Origin of the sequence: Kosakonia sp. H7A (assembly GCF_003028445.1) — a bacterium.
GTDB classification, from domain to species: domain Bacteria; phylum Pseudomonadota; class Gammaproteobacteria; order Enterobacterales; family Enterobacteriaceae; genus Kosakonia; species Kosakonia radicincitans.
Genome location: NZ_PYTZ01000019.1, coordinates 1 through 21,222, shown reverse-complemented (window position 1 = coordinate 21,222; position 21,222 = coordinate 1). Strand labels below are relative to the sequence as shown.

Annotated in this window: 17 protein-coding genes, 1 rRNA gene and 1 riboswitch; of the genes, 5 read left to right on the top strand and 13 right to left on the bottom strand. The window is 54.1% G+C overall.

Annotated features, from left to right (window positions below):
* Positions 1-266 precede the first annotated feature (266 nt).
* A riboswitch (Lysine riboswitch) is annotated at positions 267-462 on the top strand.
* Between the two features lie 91 nt (positions 463-553).
* Together lysC and panS are read left to right on the top strand one after the other, a co-directional pair.
* Complete coding sequence (gene lysC / locus CWM66_RS27785) at positions 554-1,903, top strand: lysine-sensitive aspartokinase 3 (protein ID WP_007372404.1); 1,350 nt, start codon at positions 554-556, stop codon at positions 1,901-1,903.
* Positions 1,904-1,996: 93 nt separating this feature from the next.
* On the top strand, positions 1,997-2,938 hold the full coding sequence (gene panS / locus CWM66_RS27780) for a ketopantoate/pantoate/pantothenate transporter PanS (RefSeq protein ID WP_007372403.1): 942 nt from the start codon (positions 1,997-1,999) through the stop codon (positions 2,936-2,938).
* A 34-nt stretch (positions 2,939-2,972) separates the two neighbouring features.
* On the opposite strand, the gene CWM66_RS27775 is transcribed toward panS, so the two are convergent.
* Both CWM66_RS27775 and CWM66_RS27770 read right to left on the bottom strand, forming a co-directional pair.
* Positions 2,973-3,407 (bottom strand): type II toxin-antitoxin system HigA family antitoxin, encoded by a 435-nt coding sequence (locus CWM66_RS27775; RefSeq protein ID WP_007372402.1) that lies wholly within the window; start codon positions 3,405-3,407, stop codon positions 2,973-2,975.
* Entirely contained in the window at positions 3,404-3,715 is a 312-nt protein-coding gene (locus tag CWM66_RS27770; RefSeq protein ID WP_035942746.1) for a type II toxin-antitoxin system HigB family toxin, read from the bottom strand. Before CWM66_RS27770 ends, CWM66_RS27775 begins: the two co-directional genes overlap by 4 nt.
* Positions 3,716-3,964: 249 nt before the next feature.
* On the opposite strand from CWM66_RS27770, the gene CWM66_RS27765 reads away from it, so the two are divergent.
* Positions 3,965-4,237: a DUF3811 domain-containing protein gene (locus CWM66_RS27765; protein ID WP_007372400.1), complete on the top strand. Its 273-nt coding sequence runs from the start codon at positions 3,965-3,967 to the stop codon at positions 4,235-4,237.
* Here the strand turns inward: CWM66_RS27765 and rluF are convergent, their stop codons facing one another.
* From rluF to metH, 5 genes are all read right to left on the bottom strand, one after another.
* On the bottom strand, positions 4,238-5,101 hold the full coding sequence (rluF, locus tag CWM66_RS27760) for a 23S rRNA pseudouridine(2604) synthase RluF (RefSeq protein ID WP_007372399.1): 864 nt from the start codon (positions 5,099-5,101) through the stop codon (positions 4,238-4,240). It abuts the gene before it with no gap.
* A gap of 134 nt (positions 5,102-5,235) precedes the next feature.
* Positions 5,236-6,867 carry a Na/Pi cotransporter family protein gene (locus CWM66_RS27755; RefSeq protein WP_007372398.1) on the bottom strand — a complete coding sequence of 544 codons (1,632 nt, stop codon included), beginning with the start codon at positions 6,865-6,867 and terminating at the stop codon, positions 5,236-5,238.
* 174 nt (positions 6,868-7,041) lie between these two features.
* Entirely contained in the window at positions 7,042-7,518 is a 477-nt protein-coding gene (locus CWM66_RS27750; RefSeq protein ID WP_233218440.1) for a hypothetical protein, read from the bottom strand.
* Positions 7,493-8,302 carry a hypothetical protein gene (locus tag CWM66_RS27745; RefSeq protein ID WP_007372396.1) on the bottom strand — a complete coding sequence of 270 codons (810 nt, stop codon included), beginning with the start codon at positions 8,300-8,302 and terminating at the stop codon, positions 7,493-7,495. Before CWM66_RS27745 ends, CWM66_RS27750 begins: the two co-directional genes overlap by 26 nt.
* Before the next feature lie 240 nt (positions 8,303-8,542).
* A complete protein-coding gene (metH, locus tag CWM66_RS27740; protein ID WP_072440886.1) occupies positions 8,543-12,229 on the bottom strand; it encodes a methionine synthase in 3,687 nt (1,228 codons plus the stop codon).
* A 195-nt stretch (positions 12,230-12,424) separates the two neighbouring features.
* Here metH and iclR point away from each other — a divergent pair, with 195 nt between their 5' ends.
* Positions 12,425-13,249, top strand: coding sequence for a glyoxylate bypass operon transcriptional repressor IclR (iclR, locus tag CWM66_RS27735; RefSeq protein WP_107147736.1), 825 nt, complete (start codon positions 12,425-12,427; stop codon positions 13,247-13,249).
* A gap of 177 nt (positions 13,250-13,426) precedes the next feature.
* Positions 13,427-14,446: a hypothetical protein gene (locus CWM66_RS27730; RefSeq protein ID WP_233218439.1), complete on the top strand. Its 1,020-nt coding sequence runs from the start codon at positions 13,427-13,429 to the stop codon at positions 14,444-14,446.
* Between the two features lie 4 nt (positions 14,447-14,450).
* Here the strand turns inward: CWM66_RS27730 and aceK are convergent, their stop codons facing one another.
* The 6 genes from aceK to rrf form a co-directional block, all read right to left on the bottom strand.
* Positions 14,451-16,199 carry a bifunctional isocitrate dehydrogenase kinase/phosphatase gene (gene aceK, locus CWM66_RS27725; protein ID WP_090398276.1) on the bottom strand — a complete coding sequence of 583 codons (1,749 nt, stop codon included), beginning with the start codon at positions 16,197-16,199 and terminating at the stop codon, positions 14,451-14,453.
* 97 nt (positions 16,200-16,296) lie between these two features.
* Positions 16,297-17,601 carry an isocitrate lyase gene (aceA, locus tag CWM66_RS27720; protein WP_035889690.1) on the bottom strand — a complete coding sequence of 435 codons (1,305 nt, stop codon included), beginning with the start codon at positions 17,599-17,601 and terminating at the stop codon, positions 16,297-16,299.
* 34 nt (positions 17,602-17,635) lie between these two features.
* Positions 17,636-19,237, bottom strand: coding sequence for a malate synthase A (gene aceB, locus CWM66_RS27715; RefSeq protein WP_090398274.1), 1,602 nt, complete (start codon positions 19,235-19,237; stop codon positions 17,636-17,638).
* A 246-nt stretch (positions 19,238-19,483) separates the two neighbouring features.
* Entirely contained in the window at positions 19,484-20,413 is a 930-nt protein-coding gene (gene metA / locus CWM66_RS27710) for a homoserine O-succinyltransferase (protein ID WP_007372388.1), read from the bottom strand.
* A gap of 122 nt (positions 20,414-20,535) precedes the next feature.
* Positions 20,536-20,967, bottom strand: a complete 432-nt coding sequence (locus CWM66_RS27705) for a YjaA family stress response protein (RefSeq protein WP_007372387.1) — start codon at positions 20,965-20,967, stop codon at positions 20,536-20,538.
* Between the two features lie 134 nt (positions 20,968-21,101).
* Positions 21,102-21,217, bottom strand: a 5S ribosomal RNA gene (rrf, locus tag CWM66_RS27700).
* Positions 21,218-21,222 lie beyond the last annotated feature (5 nt).

The window sequence follows — 21,222 nt, the reverse complement described above, 5'->3', positions numbered from 1 at the left end:
GGCAAGCGAAGGTAAGTATTACCAACGCATTTCGTGTTGTGGCAAGGCGGCAACTGAGCGCATCCCCGGGAGCTTACATCGGTAAGTGACCGGGGTAAGTGAAGGCAGCCAACACCGCCACGGCGCGGCAAGCGAAGGTAAGTATTACCAACGCATTTCGTGTTGTGGCAAGGCGGCAACTGAGCGCATCCCCGGGAGCTTACATCGGTAAGTGACCGGGGTAAGTGAAGGCAGCCAACACCGCCACGGCGCGAAAGGCGAAGGTAATAGCCAGAAGAGGCGCGTTGCCCAGGTACACGGTGTTCGAAGTGCCAGACTAAAGAAAACACCTGAGGGGGAGTAACGCCGAGATAACAAAGCGCCTGGCAGCGTTCGTTATCGGCTACAGAGGCTGAATCCTCTGGGTTGTCACCAGAAACGTTCGCAGTCGGGCGTTTCGCAAGGTGGAGCGCTTCTGGGGAAAACGTAGTTGTTTTGCTATCTGCGCCACCCCTGTTTTTCGCTCTTCCCTTGTGCCAAGGCTGAATATTGGATCCCCTGACACGAGGTTGTTATGACGAGTTTAGTTGTCGCCAAATTTGGCGGCACCAGTGTTGCCGATTACGATGCCATGAACCGCAGTGCGGACGTGGTGCTTGCCGATGCCAGCGTCCGTCTGGTTGTTCTCTCTGCCTCTGCGGGCGTGACCAATCTGCTGGTTGCCCTGTCTGAAGGGCTGGAAGCCAGCGAGCGCTTCGTAAAACTCGACGCTATCCGCAAAATTCAGTTCGATATCCTGGAACGTATGGCGAATCCTTCCGTGATTCGTGAAGAGATCGAACGCCTGCTGGAAAATATCACCACCCTGGCAGAAGCCGCCTCACTCGCGACCTCGACTGCCCTGACCGACGAACTGGTCAGCCACGGCGAATTAATGTCGACTCTGCTGTTTGTTGAAGTGCTGCGTGAACGTAACGTTCAGGCACAGTGGTTTGACGTGCGTAAAGTCATGCGTACCAGCGATCGCTTTGGCCGTGCCGAGCCGGATGTCGCAGCGCTGGCGGAGCTTTCCGCCCAGCAGCTCGCGCCGCGCCTCAGCGAAGGGTTAATCATTACCCAGGGCTTTATCGGTAGCGAAGCCAAAGGCCGTACTACCACGCTGGGCCGTGGCGGCAGCGACTATACGGCAGCCCTGCTGGGTGAAGCGCTGCACGCCTCGCGTGTGGATATCTGGACAGATGTTCCGGGCATCTACACCACCGATCCGCGCGTTGTTCCGGCAGCAAAACGCATTGATGAAATCGCCTTTGAAGAAGCGGCTGAGATGGCCACTTTTGGCGCGAAAGTGCTGCATCCGGCCACCCTGTTACCCGCCGTGCGCAGCGACATTCCGGTGTTTGTCGGCTCCAGCAAAGACCCAAAAGCAGGCGGTACGCTGGTATGCAACAAAACCACTAATCCACCGCTGTTCCGCGCGCTGGCGCTGCGCCGCAGACAAACGCTGCTGACGCTACACAGCCTGAATATGCTGCACTCCCGTGGCTTCCTGGCCGAAGTGTTCGGCATCCTCGCGCGACACAATATCTCTGTCGATCTGATCACCACCTCGGAAGTGAGCGTGGCGCTGACGCTGGATACCACCGGCTCAACGTCAACCGGCGATACGCTGCTGACCCAGTCGCTGCTGACCGAGCTGTCATCGCTGTGCCGCGTGGAAGTAGAAGAGAATCTGGCGCTGGTGGCGCTGATTGGCAATGAGCTGTCGAAAGCCTGCGGTGTGGGGAAAGAGGTGTTTGGCGTGCTCGACCCGTTCAACATCCGCATGATCTGCTACGGCGCGTCCAGCCATAACCTCTGCTTCCTGGTGCCTGGCGCCGAAGCCGAGCAGGTTGTACAGAAGCTGCATCATAATTTGTTTGAATAAAATTCCTTAGCACGATAAACAATAACTATGGCCGGGCACGAACCCGGCCTTTTTATAAAAAACACAACACAACAATCGCAAGGAATTCCTCACATGCTCGCAACACTGACGCGGCTGTTCCCGTTATGGGCGCTGCTGCTTTCCGTCCTCGCTTATTACTTCCCGCCCACGTTCATTGCCATCGGCCCGTGGGTGGCCACGCTGCTGATGCTGATTATGTTCGGCATGGGCGTGCACCTGAAACTCGATGATTTTAAACGCGTGCTCTCTCGCCCGGCGCCGGTCGCCGCAGGGATTTTCCTGCACTATCTGGTGATGCCGCTGGCGGCATGGCTGCTGGCGTTGCTCTTTAAAATGCCGCCGGATTTGTCCGCCGGAATGGTGCTGGTCGGCAGCGTCGCCAGCGGTACGGCGTCGAACGTGATGATCTATCTGGCAAAAGGCGACGTCGCGCTGTCTGTCACCATCTCTTCCGTCTCAACACTGGTCGGTGTGATCGCAACGCCGCTGCTGACGCGCCTGTACGTCGATGCTCATATCCAGGTGGATGTGATGGGTATGCTGCTCAGTATTTTGCAAATTGTGGTGATCCCAATAGCGCTGGGGTTGATTGTGCATCATCTGTTCCCGCGCGTGGTGAAAGCGGTCGAACCTTATCTGCCCGCCTTCTCAATGGTTTGTATTCTGGCGATCATCAGCGCGGTAGTGGCCGGTTCTGCGGCGTATATCGCCTCGGTTGGTCTGGTGGTGATTGTCGCGGTGATCCTGCACAACAGCATCGGTTTACTGGGCGGTTACTGGGGCGGACGCCTGTTCGGTTTTGATGAATCCACCTGCCGCACGCTGGCGATTGAAGTGGGCATGCAAAACTCCGGTCTGGCCGCCGCGCTGGGCAAAATCTACTTCTCCCCGCTCGCCGCGCTGCCTGGCGCGTTGTTCTCCGTCTGGCATAACCTTTCTGGCTCGCTACTGGCGGGTTACTGGTCCGGTAAACCCGTCGACGGGCGTAACGCGGATACGGTGAAAGAGGGTTAACAATTATGGAATGGCTGAGCCTCAGCCATTCCACTTAACCTGCCGTCTGGCTAACGGGCTCAATAAATACATCAGTTGAAACATTAAATCGCTCAGCCAGAGCCCGAATATGATCGACCGTCAGGTTACGTTCGCCATTGAGAATACGGCTCACCAGAGAACGCTGACCAATTTCATGGCCAAAGGAAGATTGATTTAATCCATACTGATCCATCAAAACGCGCAGGGCGGCGACACCTCGTGGCAGTGACGCCACGCGTGTATTAAATGCCACAAGTTCCGGATCATTATCCTCATAGCGTTCTATTTTCGCCGCAAGTAGTTCGACCAGTGGACTATCCGGAGCCTGCTCAAGCAATTGTTCAACCATCGCCAGCGCGTGTTCGTAGTCCTCTCTGCTGGGGCGATTCCCCAGAAAAGGGACCTGTTTCACCAGTTGATCGGCTGCCTTTATTGCATCATCAATCATTCTTTAGTCTCCCGGTAACGCTTCACCAGTTTGTCATACTCAGCATGCGTCACAATGTGCTTCACGAAAATTTTTCCCGCCCCGAAATCCGCAAAAAACAGCATTCTCAGATGATTGCCCGCGATATTGATAACCCACCATTTATCCCGGTATTTCATTCTGTCCAGGCTGGGGAACTCTTCTCTCAATTCATCAGGATTGCGGTAAGATGTACTTTTCAGCACCTTGTAAACAGCATCCAGCACAAGGGCATGGTTTGGAAAATCGTTGGCCGCACTATCAAACGGCCTCCTTGATATGACGTGCATTGATCCCTCACACGTTCCATTATGGAAACATCATAATCTCCAGTCTCATTGTTGACAAGATGGAAACATTTCTAATATGGGTCAATTCCCAAACTGACGAGTTTGGTTTAGCACGCTACCCTGCGAAATCAGAATGTCACCCGCGCTCTGACAAATATGCGAGGCGCTTTCCAGCGTTTATATACCATCAAACATGCTTTACCTGGCCGCATCGCGTACACTCGTTGCACTTCCCGAGGAGAGACCCCCATGGCCCTGACCAGACTGACGCAAAAAGAGATGACGGAGAGCGAACAACGGGAGCTAAAAACCCTGCTCGATCGCGCCCGTATCGCGCACGGACGCCCGCTCAGCAATTCTGAAGCGAATCATGTGAAAAAAGAGTACATCGATAAGCTGATGGAACAGCGTGAAGCGGAAGTGAAGAAAGCCCGCAAGGTTAAAAAACAGCGGGCTTATAAACCAGATGAGAGCACGACCTTTTCCTGGTCGGCGAATACTTCAACGCGCGGCAGACGCTAATCAGCGCCCTTTCTTCTTCCTGCCCGGCTGGGTAAAGCGTTTACCTGCCGGCTTGCCCCGATTTTTCTCTTCGGGCTTCGCGACATTGACGGCAGGTTTTCTCGCCGCCTGCGGTTTTGCTTTGGCTTTCGGCTTCGCTTCTGAGGATGAGTTCTCAATCAGTTTGAACAGCGCGATCAGTTCGTCGTCGGTTAAATCGCGCCACTCGCCCGGCGGCAGCCCGGTGAGGCTGACGTTCATAATACGTGTGCGCTCCAGCTTCGTGACTTCATAGCCGAAATGCTCGCACATGCGGCGGATCTGGCGGTTCAGCCCCTGCACCAGCGTGATGCGGAAGGTGAAAGGCGCTTCTTTCTTAACCTTGCATTTTTTGGTTACCGTACCGAGGATCGGCACGCCCGCGCCCATACCCCGAATAAACTCATCGGTCACCGGTTTGTTGACGGTTACCAGATACTCTTTTTCGTGGTCGTTACCTGCACGCAGGATTTTATTCACTAAGTCGCCGTGATTAGTGAGAAAAATCAGCCCCTGCGAATCTTTGTCCAGACGGCCAATGGGGAAGATGCGGCTGCTATGATTAACAAAATCAACAATATTGTCTTTTTCGCCGTCTTCAGTGGTACTGACAATGCCAACCGGTTTATTCAACGCGATAAATACCAGATCTTCTGCATTTCGCGGCTCGATAAGTTGACCGTTCACTTTGACAACGTCTCCGGCGACAACCTGATCGCCAATCCCGGCACGCTTGCCGTTGATAAAAACATTGCCCTGCTCGATATAACGATCGGCCTCACGACGCGAGCAAATCCCGCTTTCGCTGATATATTTGTTTAAACGTGTTGATTGGGTTGGCAGCATAAACTCTCCTGTAAAAGCGGAATATAACTGTCTTTAAGAGGAGAAAAAATGGATTTTTATCGTGCGTAAATTAATTTGTGCACTAACCCGATAAAACCCGGGGTTTAAGAGCCGCGCCTGGTGGCACGGCGGGATTAATAATCGTCGCGATCGTCATCTTCATCAGGTTGTTCCAGAACGCCGTAAGCCACCGAGCAGAACAATGAGTTGAGTCGTTTCATGTCTCCCAGCAGGCCAAGGTGCAACGAACTGGTTTCAATGCTCTGAACGTTTTGCTGATGCAGTCGATCAACGTGCGCATGCGCGTAGCGCCGGTTCATAATACGGAAGCGGTGCTTGCTGCGCCGCAGTCGGCGGGCGCTGGTGACATCGCTGGAGAAAAACACCGACATCGCCAGTTTCAGATTCCCCACCAGCCGTTCATGCAGCGCATCCAGCTCTTTCAGCCCTTCCCCTGAAAAAGCACGTCGTGCGGCTAACGATTTGTCGGCGATTTCGCTACCCATCCGCTCGACAATATCGGAAGCCTGCTCCAGGTTAAGCGACATCTCGATAATTTCCGCCCAGCGTTTTGACTCCTCTTCCGCCAGTTCCTCTTTCGGCATACGCGCCAGATAGAGCTTTATCGCGGTATAAAGTACGTTGACGTCATCCGCCAGCTTGCGCAGCTCTTTCTCCTGCCGCGGCTCGCCATGCATCACTTTATGCAACCCTTCCAGCATCAGTTCCATGGCATCGCCCATGCGCAGCGTTTCGCGCGCGGCATTCGCCAGCGCCAGCGTCGGCGTATCCAGCGCAGAGCTGTCGAGATGTTTGGGTTTCAGACGCGCATCCAGCTCCTGTTCATCGCTAATGATGCGTTTACAAAATTGCGCCATCGGCCCGGCAAACGGCACCATCGCCAGACAGCGGATCAGGTTGTAGAAAACGTGGAAGTAAATCACCAGTTCCGCTTCCGGCAGCGGCAGTTTTTGCATCGAACTGGCGAGCACATGGACAAACGGCAGAATAATCAGGCTGCCTACCAGCTTAAACAGCAGGCTGCCGAGCGCCACCCGGCGGGCTGCGGCATTCGCCGCACTGTTATTCAGCATCGCCAGCAAACCGGAACCAAGGTTAGCGCCAATCACCAGGCACAGTGCCACCGGAAACGAAATAATACTGGCGGCGGCCAGCGTTGCCGTCAGCAGTACGGCGGCCAGGCTTGAATAACTGATAATCGCAAAGACCGCGCCAATCAGCGCATCCAGCAGGATATCACCTGTCAGCGAGGCAAAAATCACCTGAACCCCACTTGCCTGGGTGATTGGCGTCACCGCCTGCACGATGAGTTCCAGCGCCAGCAGGATCAGCCCGAGGCCAATACTGACGCGACCCAGTTGTCCTTCACGGGTTTGTTTGCGGCCGAGGAAGAAAATCACGCCGATAAAGATCAGCAGCGGCGACAGCCAGGAGAGATCGAAGGTCAGCACGCGCGCCATCAGCGCGGTGCCGACATCGGCACCAAGCACAATCACCAGTGCCGGGGTCAGCGCCACTAAATCCTGCGCCACGAAGGATGTCACCAGCATGGTCGTCGCGTTGCTGCTCTGCACCAGCGCGGTCACGCCGATACCCGCGCAGAAGGCGAGCGGTTTTTTCTCCACGCTGCGGCTGAGCACCGTCCGTAAACGGGCGCCAAAGACGCGCATCACGCCGGTACGGACAATATGGGTACCCCATACCAGCAAGGCAACGGCAGATAACAGATGAAGCAAAGTCAGCACTGAGTGGGATCCTCCTTATTGTTATGCGTTGTCGGCTATCAGCGGATAGATAACCACAACATTATGGTTTAAGTATAAGGTGTTAAACCCAGGAATAGCGCAGAACACCGCTTAAGCATCCTGCGAGTTGTAAGGAAAAATGACGGTTTTGTGACAATGATGAAGGTTTAGCGCTTAACGGCTGGCGGCATCCATGGCCTGCGACTCATCATTTCGTTTAATCCACATAATAGAGCCAATTTTGACCACCTCCGACAGGACAAACAGCAGGATGGCGATCCACGGAGAACGCACATCGGAGAAATGCATAATCAGCGGGATTAGCGCAATGGAGCATTTCAACGAAAATACCCGGCCAATTTCCTGCACGATTAAAAAGATATTATTGATGTCCTTTTTGGCTATCATCCACCAGCCAGAAAATGCTAATGAAACGATCAGCGCAATATTAATAAAGAACAGCAACTGGATCAGTCCACCGGTTAAACCACTTACACCTAATTGTGCGTAGTTAGAATAAAACCCGTGGATGTCGGAATAAAAAGGAATACTGCCACCCTGTATTGAAAAAAATAAATATCCGGCTAATGCCAGTACATCCATAATCCCCCAGAACAGGTATATCTTATTTTTTAAACTCATAATCTTCATCCCTTACCCCTGGAATCCATTGCCATGATTTACCCGATTGCGTCCAGGCATCATCACCTTCGAGATATTTTTGACTTATCGATCGCTTGTCGCCGTAGCGCCTGATTACCGAACGATTATAGAGGATTTCCCGGGTATCTGACGTCACGCTGTCCGGAATGGGCGTCCATAGCTGGATTTTATCCCGGGAGGTATTCATATAATCCTTGCCATCCGAGCCAAATACACGCCCCTGGTCGCCCATACTGGTCGCGCGGTTCAGTAACATCACCGCCGCATTTTTAACACCATGGAAGTCCGTCTCGCTGGTTTTCCAGTAGCCGGGGCCGTACTCCGCCGTCACCGGCACAAAGCTGCTGCGGGTTGGCGCAGGCGTGCCGTGAATCGCCACGCTGTCTTTAAAACCGTTCAGTATGGTCCTGATATAGACGGCATTAAACGACATCTCCTGTACGCAAAACAGCGCACCGTTTTCCGCAATAAAAAACGGATAGTAGAAGCGATTGCGGGCACTGACATTTGGCCGCATCACCACCACCACGCCCCGGTCCACCAGACTATCAATATATTTTTCTTTTTGATGACCTAATGGATCGTGCGGTAAACCATATTTAAAACCGTGGTGTTTTTTAATGCTATAGCCATCGATACTTCCAAGGACATTATTAGGACTACTTTCGATGAAATATTCCTTTCTGATAATATTTTTCGCGATGTCCGGCGCAAGGATGTTTTCATAATCCTTCGGCAATAGATTTCTTTTTCTTATATCATAAATATCCATTTTATAATACCTAAGTTAAATTTATGACAAACGAATGAACTGCAAAAAAAGGAAGCAATCTTGCCTATGAGCCAACGCCCATCATACGCATGAAGAGGAACAGTGGTCTAAGAAAATATCCACTTTTAAGAATGTTCTTAGTTTCAATTTGTATTATGTTTGCTTAGTGGAGATTTTATGAAAAGTGATGAAAAAAACGGGGCATTAAATAATGCCCCGTTGCTCTGCATTGTATTGCGGTTAGTCTGCGTCGTAACCTAAATTCGAGGACAACCAGCGCTCAACCTCTGACACGGACATACCTTTACGCCGCGCATAATCTTCCACCTGATCGCGCTGAATTTGCGCGACGGCGAAATACTTGCTGTCCGGATGGCTGAAATACCAGCCGGAAACCGAGGCGCCCGGCCACATGGCGTAAGATTCTGTCAGCTTCATACCGGTATGTTTTTCTACATCCAGTAACTGCCAGATGGTGCCTTTTTCGGTGTGCTCCGGGCACGCAGGGTAGCCCGGCGCGGGGCGAATTCCCTGGTAGTTCTCGCGGATCAGCTCTTCGTTGCTGAGGTTTTCGTTTGGCGCATAGCCCCAGTACACTTTACGCACCCGCTCATGCAGGTATTCGGCAAACGCCTCTGCAAGACGGTCAGCCACCGCTTTCACCATGATTTTGTTGTAATCATCGTGTGCAGCATCGTAAGCCTCCGCCAGCGCATCTTCTTCCAGCCCGCCGGTCACGGCAAAAGCGCCGATGTAGTCCGCTTTTCCGCTCTGTTTTGGCGCGACAAAATCGGCCAGACAGTAGTTGGCGAAACCGGTTTTTTCGGTCTGCTGACGCAGATGGCAACCGACCGTCAGCATCTGCGTGCGGGTTTCGTCACGGTAGATTTCGATGTCATCGCCGACGCGGTTTGCCGGAAACAGCCCAACCACACCGCGCGGATTAAGCCGTTTTTGCGCGCCCAGCATATCGAGCATCTCGTTCGCATCCTTAAACAGACGCTTCGCCTCTTCGCCCACCACTTCATCTTCCAGAATGCGCGGATACTTGCCTGCCAGCGACCAGGTCATAAAGAACGGCGTCCAGTCGATATAGTTGCGCAGCGTCTCGATGCTGGCCGTGACTTCCTGTACTCCAAGGCGATGCGCCACCGGCGGTGTGTAACTGGCCCAATCGAAAGCCAGATCGTTTTCCCGTGCGACCTGCAAGGTCACTGGCGGCGTGCGCGGTTTTTTGCGCGCGTGCTGAATGCGCACCGTTTCATACTCTTTGCGGGTACGGGCGACAAACGCATCGTGCTGCGTGTCCGACAGCAGCGACGACACGACGCCGACGGTACGCGAGGCGTTCTGCACATAGACCGTCGGCCCGCTGTAGTTCTGCTCGATTTTCACCGCCGTGTGCGCTTTCGAGGTAGTCGCGCCGCCAATCAGCAGCGGAATGGTAAACCCCTGGCGCTCCATCTCTTTAGCCACGTTGACCATCTCATCGAGCGACGGCGTAATCAGCCCGGAAAGGCCAATCAGGTCAGCATTCACTTCACGCGCAGTTTTCAGGATTTTGTCGGCTGGCACCATCACGCCGAGATCGATGATTTCGTAGTTATTGCACTGCAACACCACGCCCACGATGTTTTTGCCGATATCGTGTACATCGCCTTTCACGGTGGCGATCACCATCTTGCCGTTGCTTTTGCCCTGTTCTTTGCTGGCTTCGATATACGGCTCCAGGTAAGCAACCGCCTGTTTCATTACGCGGGCAGATTTCACGACCTGCGGCAGGAACATCTTACCTTCGCCGAACAGATCGCCGACCACGTTCATACCGTCCATCAGCGGCCCTTCGATCACCTCGATCGGGCGAGCGGCTTGCTGGCGGGCTTCTTCGGTGTCCTGCTCAATAAATTCGGTAATACCTTTCACCAGCGAATATTCGAGGCGCTTTTTCACATCCCAGCTACGCCATTCGGCCAGTTGCGCCTGCGCACCATCATCCGCGCCTTTACTGCCGCGATATTTCTCAGCCAGATCCAGCATGCGCTCCGTGGCATCATCACGACGGTTAAGAATCACATCCTCAACGCCATCGCGCAGCTCGGCGGGCAGATCGTCATAAATCGCCAACTGACCGGCGTTTACGATCCCCATGTCCATGCCGTTGCGAATAGCGTAATAAAGGAAGACGGCGTGAATCGCCTCACGCACCGGATCGTTACCGCGGAAGGAGAAGGAGACGTTCGACACGCCGCCGGAGATCAGCGCATGCGGCAGCTCGCGTTTGATATCCTCACAGGCGCCGATAAAGTCCTGCGCATAGTTGTTATGCTCTTCAATCCCGGTCGCCACCGCGAAGATATTCGGGTCGAAAATAATGTCTTCCGGCGGGAATCCTACCTCTTCGGTGAGAATTTTATAGGCACGGCGGCAAATCTCGATTTTGCGCGCGCGGGTATCCGCCTGGCCCACTTCATCAAAGGCCATCACCACCACCGCCGCACCGTAGCGGCGCACGCGTTTCGCATGATGGATAAACGGCTCAACCCCCTCTTTCATGGAGATGGAGTTAACAATGCCTTTGCCCTGGATACATTTCAGCCCTTTTTCAATCACCTCCCACTTCGAGGAGTCGATCATGATCGGCACACGGGCGATGTCTGGTTCACCGGCGATCAGATTGAGGAAACGCACCATCGCCGCTTCGGCGTCGAGCATCCCCTCATCCATGTTGATATCGATGATCTGCGCGCCGCTTTCCACCTGCTGGCGCGCCACGTCCAGCGCTTCGCTGTACTTCTCTTCTTTGATCAGGCGCTTGAATTTGGCGGAGCCGGTAACGTTAGTCCGTTCGCCGACGTTCACAAACAGGCTGTCGTCACCGATATTCAGCGGCTCAAGCCCGGAGAGACGGCAGGCCACCGGGATTTCCGGCAGTTTACGCGGCGGCAGCCCGGCAACAGCGTTGCTCATGGCAGCGATATGTTCCGGCGTGGTGCCGCAACAACCGCCGACGATATTCAGGAACCCGGCCTCCGCCCACTCGCGGATCTGCGTCGCCATGGTGGCGGCATCGAGGTCGTACTCGCCAAAGGCGTTCGGCAGACCGGCGTTCGGGTGCGCGGTAACGTAGCATTCGGCAATACGCGACAGTTCCTGCACGTACTGGCGCAGCTCGTCCGGCCCCAGCGCGCAGTTAAGGCCGAAAGTGAGCGCATCGGCATGGCGCAGCGAATTGTAAAATGCCTCGGTCGTCTGGCCGGAGAGCGTACGCCCGGACGCATCGGTAATGGTGCCGGAAATCATGATCGGCAGCTCAATACCCAGCGCATCAAACTCTTCTTTAACGGCAAAGATCGCCGCTTTGGCGTTGAGCGTATCGAACACCGTTTCGATCAGGATCAGATCAGCACCGCCTTCCACCAGCGCTTTGGTTGATTCGCGGTAGGCCTCCACCAGTTGATCGAAGGAGATATTACGAAACGCCGGATCGTTGACATCCGGGGAAATGGAGGCGGTTCGGTTAGTCGGGCCAAGCACCCCGGCCACGTAACGCGGTTTTTCCGGCGTTTGCGCGGTCCATTTATCGGCGCAGGCGCGGGCCAGTTTCGCTGCGGCAAAGTTGATTTCCGCCGACAGGGACTCCATCTGGTAATCCGCCATCGCGATGGTCGTCGAGTTAAAGGTGTTGGTTTCGATGATATCCGCGCCCGCCGCAAAATAGGCGTCATGGATGGCGGTTATCACGTCCGGCTTGCTGAGCACCAGCAAGTCATTGTTTCCTTTCAGATCGCAGGGCCAGTCGGCAAAGCGCTCACCGCGAAAATCCTGCTCACTCAGACGGTAGCTCTGGATCATGGTACCCATACCACCGTCCAGAACCAGAATGCGTTCATTTAACTGCTGTTGCAGTTGTTCAACTTTGCTGCTCACACGTGCTCCCGACAAGGCTCAATGAGGCCAAAAGGCCAGCAAAACATACTGGCACAAAGTGGCAGAACGGAAAAGCGGCAGCGGATTAACATGAGAGATGTTCAGCTTCACTCATCCGATCAGTCTGCCACGGAGTTACGTTATACTCAGGAAAAACGAAAATGATTTCCACGATACAGAAAAAGGAGCCAGCCGATGGTCGCTTCCATTCCCGCAAAACGTGGCAGAAAAGCCACCGCGCCAGCCGCTCCGGCCGGCGGACAAGTCCAGTCATTGACCCGTGGCCTGAAACTGCTGGAATGGATCGCTGAATCCCACGGCAGCGTCGCGCTGACGGAGCTGGCGCAACAGGCCGGTTTGCCCAATTCCACCACCCATCGACTGCTTACTACCATGCAGCAACTGGGCTTTGTCCGTCAGGTTGGCGAGCTGGGCCACTGGGCGGTCGGCGCGCATGCTTTTATTGTCGGCAGTAGCTTTCTGCAAAGCCGTAACCTGATGGCGATTGTGCATCCTATCCTGCGTAAACTGATGGAAGAATCCGGTGAGACGGTCAATCTTGCCGTGCTGGATAAAAGCGATCATCAGGCCATTATTATCGATCAGGTGCAGTGTACCCAGTTAATGCGGATGTCCGCGCCCATCGGCGGCAAGCTACCGATGCACGCCTCCGGCGCAGGTAAGGCCTTTTTAGCACGGCTGGATGATGAGCAGGTCGGTGATCTGCTGCACCGCCAGGGGCTGCACGCGTATACTCACGCGACGCTGGTTTCGCCAGTGCATCTGAAAGAGGATCTCGCCCAGACGCGCAAGCGCGGCTACTCTTTTGACGATGAAGAACATGCGCTGGGTCTGCGCTGCGTTGCCGCCTGTATTTATGATGAACACGGCGAGCCATTCGCGGCGATCTCTATCTCCGGGCCAATATCGCGGATGACTGACGACCGCGTGACCGAACTGGGCGCCATGGTCATTCGCGGCGCAAAAGAGGTAACGCTGGCCTACGGCGGAATGCGTTAATTACTTTCACTCTTACCTCTTTATCCACCAAATAAACGCTGCAACTTATTTATCTCCCCTGCGACAAGAATCGTCTCAACTCACGGGGGAGATTATCTCCAGTCATAAAAGGGCTATCTCATTGTCGTCACACCAGCGCGATGGCACCGTGTCGGCACGTTTTTTCATGAGATTATGATGATGAAGAGTAAAGCCCGCATTCTGGCCTCTATCATTATGTGCCTGCCCTTTTCCGCAATGGCGCATGTGAAGTGGTTCGTTAATTATGGCGTTGAGCAAACGCCGCTATCGATGACATCATTGACCGGTGCGATGAGCTTCTGGTTATTACTGGCATTTTCAACGGCAGTGATATTTGCAACGTCGGTACTCGACAGAAAACTGCCTTCGTTTATCGATTGTCACCGCTGCCAGCCATTTTTAAATCATGCACATAATTACGTCCCGCAGATTGTTCGCTGGGGCACGGCACTCTTTTTCCTGGTGCTGGGTGCGTTCTTCCCGCAGGTTATTCTGACACCGGAACTGGTCGTTGCTAATCCGTGGCTTAGATACATTCATCTTATTATTGCGCTTACCGCATTTTCGAGAAAAACGAGCTTTTTCTCCGGCTTCTTAATTATTCTGCTCTATCTCTATGCCGTGCAGCTTTATGGTGCGAACCATATGCTGGACTATTTTATCTTCATTGGTATCGCAGTTTATTTAATTACCCAGAGCACCCTGAAACAGCAAGCGTACGGCAAGGAACTGGAATTTCTGCGTCTGATTCTTTGCTACTCATTCCTGTGGGGAGCGATTGAGAAATTCCTGCATCCTGGTTTGTATTACCAGTTGCTGACAACGCATAGCTATCTGGCCATGGGCCTGAACTGGGAGTTCTTTGTCCGCGCCTGTGGTTTCGTGGAATTATGTCTGATTTGGCATATCTTCAGCGGCAGACTGGCGGGTTACGCCTGTATCGGTCTGTTTGCCATCATCGTGGTGCTGGCCTTTATTCCATTTGGCATTACTGACTTTGTTGGCCATCTGGTGTTTATTTTCCCGCTGGTCGCGCTCTTACTGACGCCGCGCAAAACGCACCTGTTCCGCACCGCCACCGCGAGTACGCTCGCCTTTTTACTGACGCTCGCGATTTTACTGTTCTTTAGCTACACCGCTTACAACGTGCTGCAATTCAACCTGCACGTCCACTAAGCGCTCAGCCCGCCTGCCGTAAGGCGCCAGTGCCGAAGCGTATGCTAAAGCGCTGGCGCTTACGGTAGGCATAGACATCTTCCACATGTCCCTGTCGGATGCGTTCCTGTAACCCTCGCCAGTAGTCGGCACGCAATAAATCGGCGTGCATCTCCTCAAACAATGGGCCGATTTCTGGATCGGCGCACAGCCAGTGGCGAAACTCCTGCGGAAAAACATCGCCGGGCGCCACGCTGTACCAGGGTTCAGCGCTCAACTCATCTTCCGGGTAACGCGGCAGCGGAATATCGCGGAAATTCACCTCGGTCATATAGCAAATTTCATCGTAGTCATAGAACACGACGCGGCCATGACGGGTGACGCCAAAGTTCTTGAACAACATATCGCCGGGGAAAATATTAGCGGCGGCAAGCTGACGGATTGCGTTGCCGTACTCTTCCACCGCATCACGCAACTGCTGGCCTTTGACCTGCTCAAACCAGATGTTCAGCGGCACCATGCGCCGCTCAATGTAGAGATGGCTGATGGCGATACTGTCGCCAAGATCGGTAATTTTGCCCGGCGCCTGTTCCAGCAGTAACGCCATCAGCGCTGGTGAAATTTGCCTTTTTTCCAGCACGAAGTTTTCAAATTCCTGCGTATCGGCCATGCGCCCGACGCGATCGTGCTCTTTGACCAACTGGTAACAAGCGCGAACATGCGCCGCGCTCATCTCTTTTTGCGGAGGAAAGACGTCTTTGATCACTTTAAATACCCGGTCAAACCCCGGCAGCGTAAAGACCAGCATCACCATGCCGCGAATGCCCGGCGCTTCAATAAACTGCTCATTGCTGGCGCGGATGTAGTTCAGGTATTCGCGATAACTTTCGGTTTTGCCGTGCTTCTGGCAGCCAATCGCCATATACAGCTCGGCGGTGGTTTTGCCCGGCAGGATCTCCCGCAGCCACTCCACCGTCGCGGCGGGCAGCGGCGCATAAACCATAAAATAGGAGCGGGCAAAGCCAAACACGATGCTGGCTTCAGCAGGTGTGGTCAGACAGGTATCGACGAACAGCTCGCCTTCATCCGTGCGGTGGATCGGCAGTAAAAAGGGCAACGTTGCCTGCGGCGTAACGAGCTTGCCAACCAGCCAGGCTGCCTTATTGCGATAAAACAGTTCATTTGCCACTTGCAGATGCGATTTCGCCAGCACTTCGTGGCCGAAAGCCTCCTGCAAATGCGCTGTGATATAACCGATGTCGCGCGTTTTATCCTGCCACGGCAGACGCAGCGGTAAATCCGTCAGCACTTTACTGAGTAACGCCTCCCAGCCGCGTTCCGGCCAAAAATCTTTCGCCAGCGGGCGCGGGATGGTGCGAAAGCGGCGCTCCGGCTGCGAGCTAAAGATAAATAAGCGTTCCGGCGTTAATGAGCGATGATCAAACAGGCGGCAGTAGACCGAATTGAAAAAACTTTCGGCAATCTCAAAGCGAGGGTAATCCGGCAGCAGTCGGGTGTAATGCTCTTTAACCCGCAGCAGAAACGCCGCGTCGGGCCTTTGGCTGTCGGTGATGCAGCGTAACTGCTCCACCACCAGGCCAACATGATGGTCGTAAAGATGAATGCGCTGCTTCATCGCCTGCTGCACAGCCTGCCAGTCCGCCTGTTCAAAACGCTGCTGGGCGCCGGATGTGACCTCCAGGAAGCGCCCATATTGCGCATCGAAGCCCTGCAGAATGGTTTGTGCAATCAGTAGTTCCAGGCCACGCGACATCTTTTGTCCTCATGTCGGGCAGAGAGTTGCCGAAGAGCGTTATCCGGCAGGCGAGGTGCCGCAAACCCGGCAGCTTTTGCCTGCCGGGTATCGACAATCAGAACTGCGCTTCTTCGGTCGAGCCTGTCAGCGCGGTCACCGATGAGGTCCCGCCCTGAATAATGGTGGTGACCCTGTCGAAGTAGCCCGTACCAACTTCCTGCTGATGAGAAACGAAGGTGTAACCCTCTTTGCCTGCGGCGAATTCCGGCTGCTGCACCTTCTCGACGTAGTGTTTCATCCCTTCGCCCTGCGCATAGGCATGCGCCAGGTCGAACATGTTGAACCACATGCTGTGAATACCGGCGAGGGTAATGAACTGGAATTTGTACCCCATGTCCGACAGCTCCTGCTGGAAGCGGGCGATGGTGTTGTCGTCGAGATTCTTTTTCCAGTTGAACGACGGCGAGCAGTTGTAGGCCAGCAGTTTGCCGGGGTATTTTGCATGGATCGCATCGGCAAACCGGCGCGCCAGCTTGAGATCTGGCGTTGAGGTTTCACACCACACCAAATCGGCATACGGCGCGTAAGCCAGCCCGCGGCTGATAGCCTGCTCAACCCCGGCATTTGTGCGGTAGAAACCTTCGCTGGTGCGCTCACCGGTAATAAAGGCGCTGTCATAGGGATCGCAATCGGAGGTGATCAGATCGGCTGCATCCGCATCGGTACGCGCCACCAACAGCGTCGGAACGCCCAGCACATCCGCCGCCAGACGCGCAGCCACCAGTTTCTGCACCGCTTCCTGCGTCGGTACCAGCACTTTGCCACCCATATGGCCGCATTTTTTCACCGACGCTAGCTGATCTTCAAAGTGCACGGCAGCAGCACCGGCTTCAATCATCGATTTCATCAGTTCAAAAGCATTCAGCACGCCGCCAAAACCGGCTTCGGCATCCGCCACGATTGGCAGGAAATAGTCCACAAAACGCGGATCGCCCGGTTCAATACCGGAAGCCCACTGGATCTGATCGGCGCGGCGGAAGGTATTGTTAATCCGCTCGACCACCGATGGCACCGAGTTCGCCGGATAGAGCGACTGATCCGGATACATGCTGGATGCCAGGTTAGCATCTGCGGCGACTTGCCAGCCAGAGAGATAAATAGCCTCGATCCCCGCTTTCGCCTGTTGTAAGGCCTGGCCACCGGTCAGCGCGCCAAGGCTATTGATATAACCCTTTTTCGATTCGCCATGCAGCAGCCGCCACATTTTGGCCGCGCCCAGTTGCGCCAGCGTACATTCCGGGTTGACCGAACCGCGTAATTTCACCACCTCTTCCGCGCTGTATGGGCGGCGGATGCCTTCCCAGCGCGGTTGCGTCCACTCTTTTTGTAATTCTTCGATTTGTTGGGTACGGGTTTTCATATGCAGATGCTCCATAGGGTGTAGGGTGGGTGAATTAAGCCAGTAAGCGATAGCCGGGCAACGTCAGGAAGTCGATCAGCTCGTCAGAGGTGGTGATCTGCTCCATCAGGCGCGCGGCGTCGTCAAAACGACCGCTGCTGAATCGGTGCTCGCCCAGCTCGTCCTGAATAACTCGCATCTCTTCGGCCAGCATCTGGCGGAACAGCGTTTTGGTTACCGGTTTGCCGTTGCTGAGCGTCTTTTCGTGGTGGATCCACTGCCAGATAGAGGTGCGGGAGATTTCGGCGGTAGCGGCATCTTCCATCAGCCCGTAAATCGGCACACAGCCATTGCCGGAGATCCACGCTTCGATGTATTGCACCGCCACGCGAATATTGGCGCGCATTCCCTCTTCGGTGCGTTCGCCTTCACACGGCACCAGCAGTTGCTCTGCGGTGATTGGAGCGTCGTCTTCACGGCTGACAAACAACTGGTTTTTATTATCGCCGAGGGCGGCGTTGAACACGTCCATCACCGTATCGCCAAGGCCCGGGTGAGCAATCCAGGTGCCGTCGTGGCCGTTACGCGCTTCGAGTTCTTTGTCGGCTTTCACTTTGTTCAGCACCCAGTTGTTGCGTTCGGTATCTTTACTGGGAATAAATGCCGCCATGCCGCCCATCGCGAACGCGCCGCGACGATGACAGGTTTTGATCAACAGACGGGAATAGGCGCTGAGGAAAGGCTTATCCATGGTGACCACCTGGCGATCCGGCAAAACCCGATCCGGATAGTTTTTCAGGGTTTTGATATAGCTAAAGATGTAATCCCAGCGTCCGCAGTTCAGCCCGACAATATGGTCGCGCAGCGCGTGCAGGATTTCGTCCATCTGAAACACCGCAGGCAGCGTTTCAATCAGCAGCGTTGCTTTGATGGTGCCGCGCGGCAAATTGAACCGGTCTTCGGTATAACTGAATACCTCACTCCACCAGGCCGCTTCGTGCCAGGACTGGGTTTTCGGCAGATAAAAATAGGGGCCGCTGCCTTTGGCGAGCAGGTTTTTATGGTTATGGAAGAAGTAGAGTGCAAAGTCGAACAGACTGCCGGGGATCGCTTCACCGCGCCAAGTAACATGTTTTTCTGGCAGATGTAAGCCGCGCACACGACAAACCAGAACCGCCGGATTGGGCTTTAACTGATAAATCTTGCCAGCTTCATTGGTGTAGCTGATGGTGCCATTGACCGCATCGCGCAAGTTGATCTGCCCATCGATCACTTTGTCCCAGTTCGGCGCCAGCGAATCTTCAAAATCCGCCATGAAAACTTTGACGTTGGCATTCAGCGCATTGATGACCATTTTGCGCTCCACCGGCCCGGTGATTTCCACGCGGCGATCGAGCAGATCTTCCGGTATTCCGCGAATCGTCCAGTCGGATTCACGAATGGAAGCTGTTTCCGAAATAAACCCAGGCAACGTACCGGCATCAATTTGTTGCTGCTGGCGCTGACGCGCTGCCAGTAGCTGATTACGTTTTGGCGTAAAGCGCGTTACCAGCTCGCTCAGAAACTCCACCGCTGCCGGAGTAAGGATCTGCTTCTCCTGCTCGCCGTACGGCTGTGTAAAGGCCAGTTCATCGGTTGTTGTTGCCTGTTGTGTCATGGTGCGATTCCTCTTTTTTGCAGCAAAGACATTTCCCAATGCTGACGAAGATCGTTTGTGCAGTTTTCGTTCAGCAGGATCAATCCTGGCTAATAAATTTTCCAAAATCAAAAACAATTTCCATTTTTAAATTAAAAAGACAATAACTAACTGATAACAATGAAGTTATAGTTTTATTATGTTGAGAAGTGATTTTCGGAAACAAAAAAGGCGCCCGAAGGCGCCTGGTATAGGGGGCTGAAACGCTTAATCCAGCGTCGGATTCATGTGACGCAGATCGTATGGCGTGATCTGGTAGACGTAGTAGTTGAGCCAGTTGATGAACAGCAGATTGCCGTGGCTGCGCCAGGAGGCGCGCGGTTTATTCTGCGGGTCATCTTTCGGGAAGTAGTTATGCGGCAGCTCAGGACTGAGGCCCGCTTCCACATCGCGAAAATATTCATTCGCCAGCGTGTTGGCGTCGTACTCCGGGTGGCCGGTCACGAAAGCAATGCGTTTATCTTTGCTGGCAAACAGGTAGGCATCGCCCTCTTCTGTTTCGGCCAGGATCTCCAGATCGGTGTAATCGCGGATCAGTGCCGCCGGGAAATCTGCATAGCGGGAGTGCGGAGCAAGGAATACATCGTCAAAACCGCGCGTCAACAGCGCATGGGGATGAAGGATGTGGTGTTCATAAACGCCGGAGAGCTTTTCACTGCGGGTCTGCTTGGGAATGCCATAAAGAATATTGAGGGCGGCCTGTACCGCCCAACAGACAAACAGCGTTGAGGTAACGTGATCTTTCGCCCACTCCAGTACCTGCTCGATCTGCGGCCAGTAGGCAACATCGTTAAACTCAACCAGGCCCAGTGGCGCGCCGGTAACAATCAGGCCATCGTAGTTTTCGTGGCAGATTTCATCAAAATTACAGTAAAAGGTATTCAGGTGCTCAGCTGGCGTATTACGCGACTCGCGGGAATCGATGCGCAGCAGGCGCACATCGACCTGTAGCGGTGAGTTCGACAGCAGACGCAGGAACTGGTTTTCCGTCTCAATCTTCTTTGGCATCAGGTTCAGGATCAACACCTTCAGAGGGCGGATCTCCTGAACTGTCGCGCGCGAAGTCGTCATCACAAAGACGTTCTCGTCACGCAAGAAATTGACGGCTGGCAGCTCGTCCTGCACCCGAATCGGCATAACTTATATCCTCACTGCATACGTTTAAACGTTTAGACATCCAGATAGCCGAAGATACCCAGGAATCAGCAAAATGTCGAGTCCGCAAGTGAAAGGTGAGAAAGTTTCACGTCACGGTCCGGCTATGAAATGATTTTAGATTTTTTGTCGTGCTGTGAAGGGGAATTTTTGGGCTGGCTCAGTACAGCCAGCACCTGCTGATCGCTCAGAGGAACCTGGCTGGCGATGACCTGTGGGGCATGGCATTTTCGCTGTGCGGCGACAAAAGTCAGTTCGAGGATCGCTCGCTCTTCGACCGGTGACAGTCCGCCTTCATTCATTTCCAGCGCATGAGCGAGGATTTTAAGGCGCCCTTTTCCAGGAATTAGTGCGTGCCAGAACGAACGGGGCGCAACCTGTTGGATCAGCGAGCGCAGCAGTTTCTCAGCGGCTAAGAAATCCGCAACCAGTATCCGCTGGTTACTGAAAGTTTGGCTGCCGGGAACCTGCTGCTGAGTATTGAGGTTGCGTACAACTATGCGATTTTTATAAAGCTGAACGTACAGCACGATCATAGCTATATCCTTTAGCAATTAAATTCTGCTGAAACAATAGCAAAAAAGCCCCGTGCCGGGGCACGGGGCTTCCTGTCTCTTCCGCCCGGACGCAAAAAGGCCATCCTTCCGGATGGCCTCTTCACTGGTTTGATGCCTGGCAGTTCCCTACTCTCGCATGGGGAGACCCCACACTACCATCGGCGCTACGGCGTTTCACTTCTGAGTTCGGCATGGGGTCAGGTGGGACCACCGCGCTAGTGCCGCCAGGCAAAT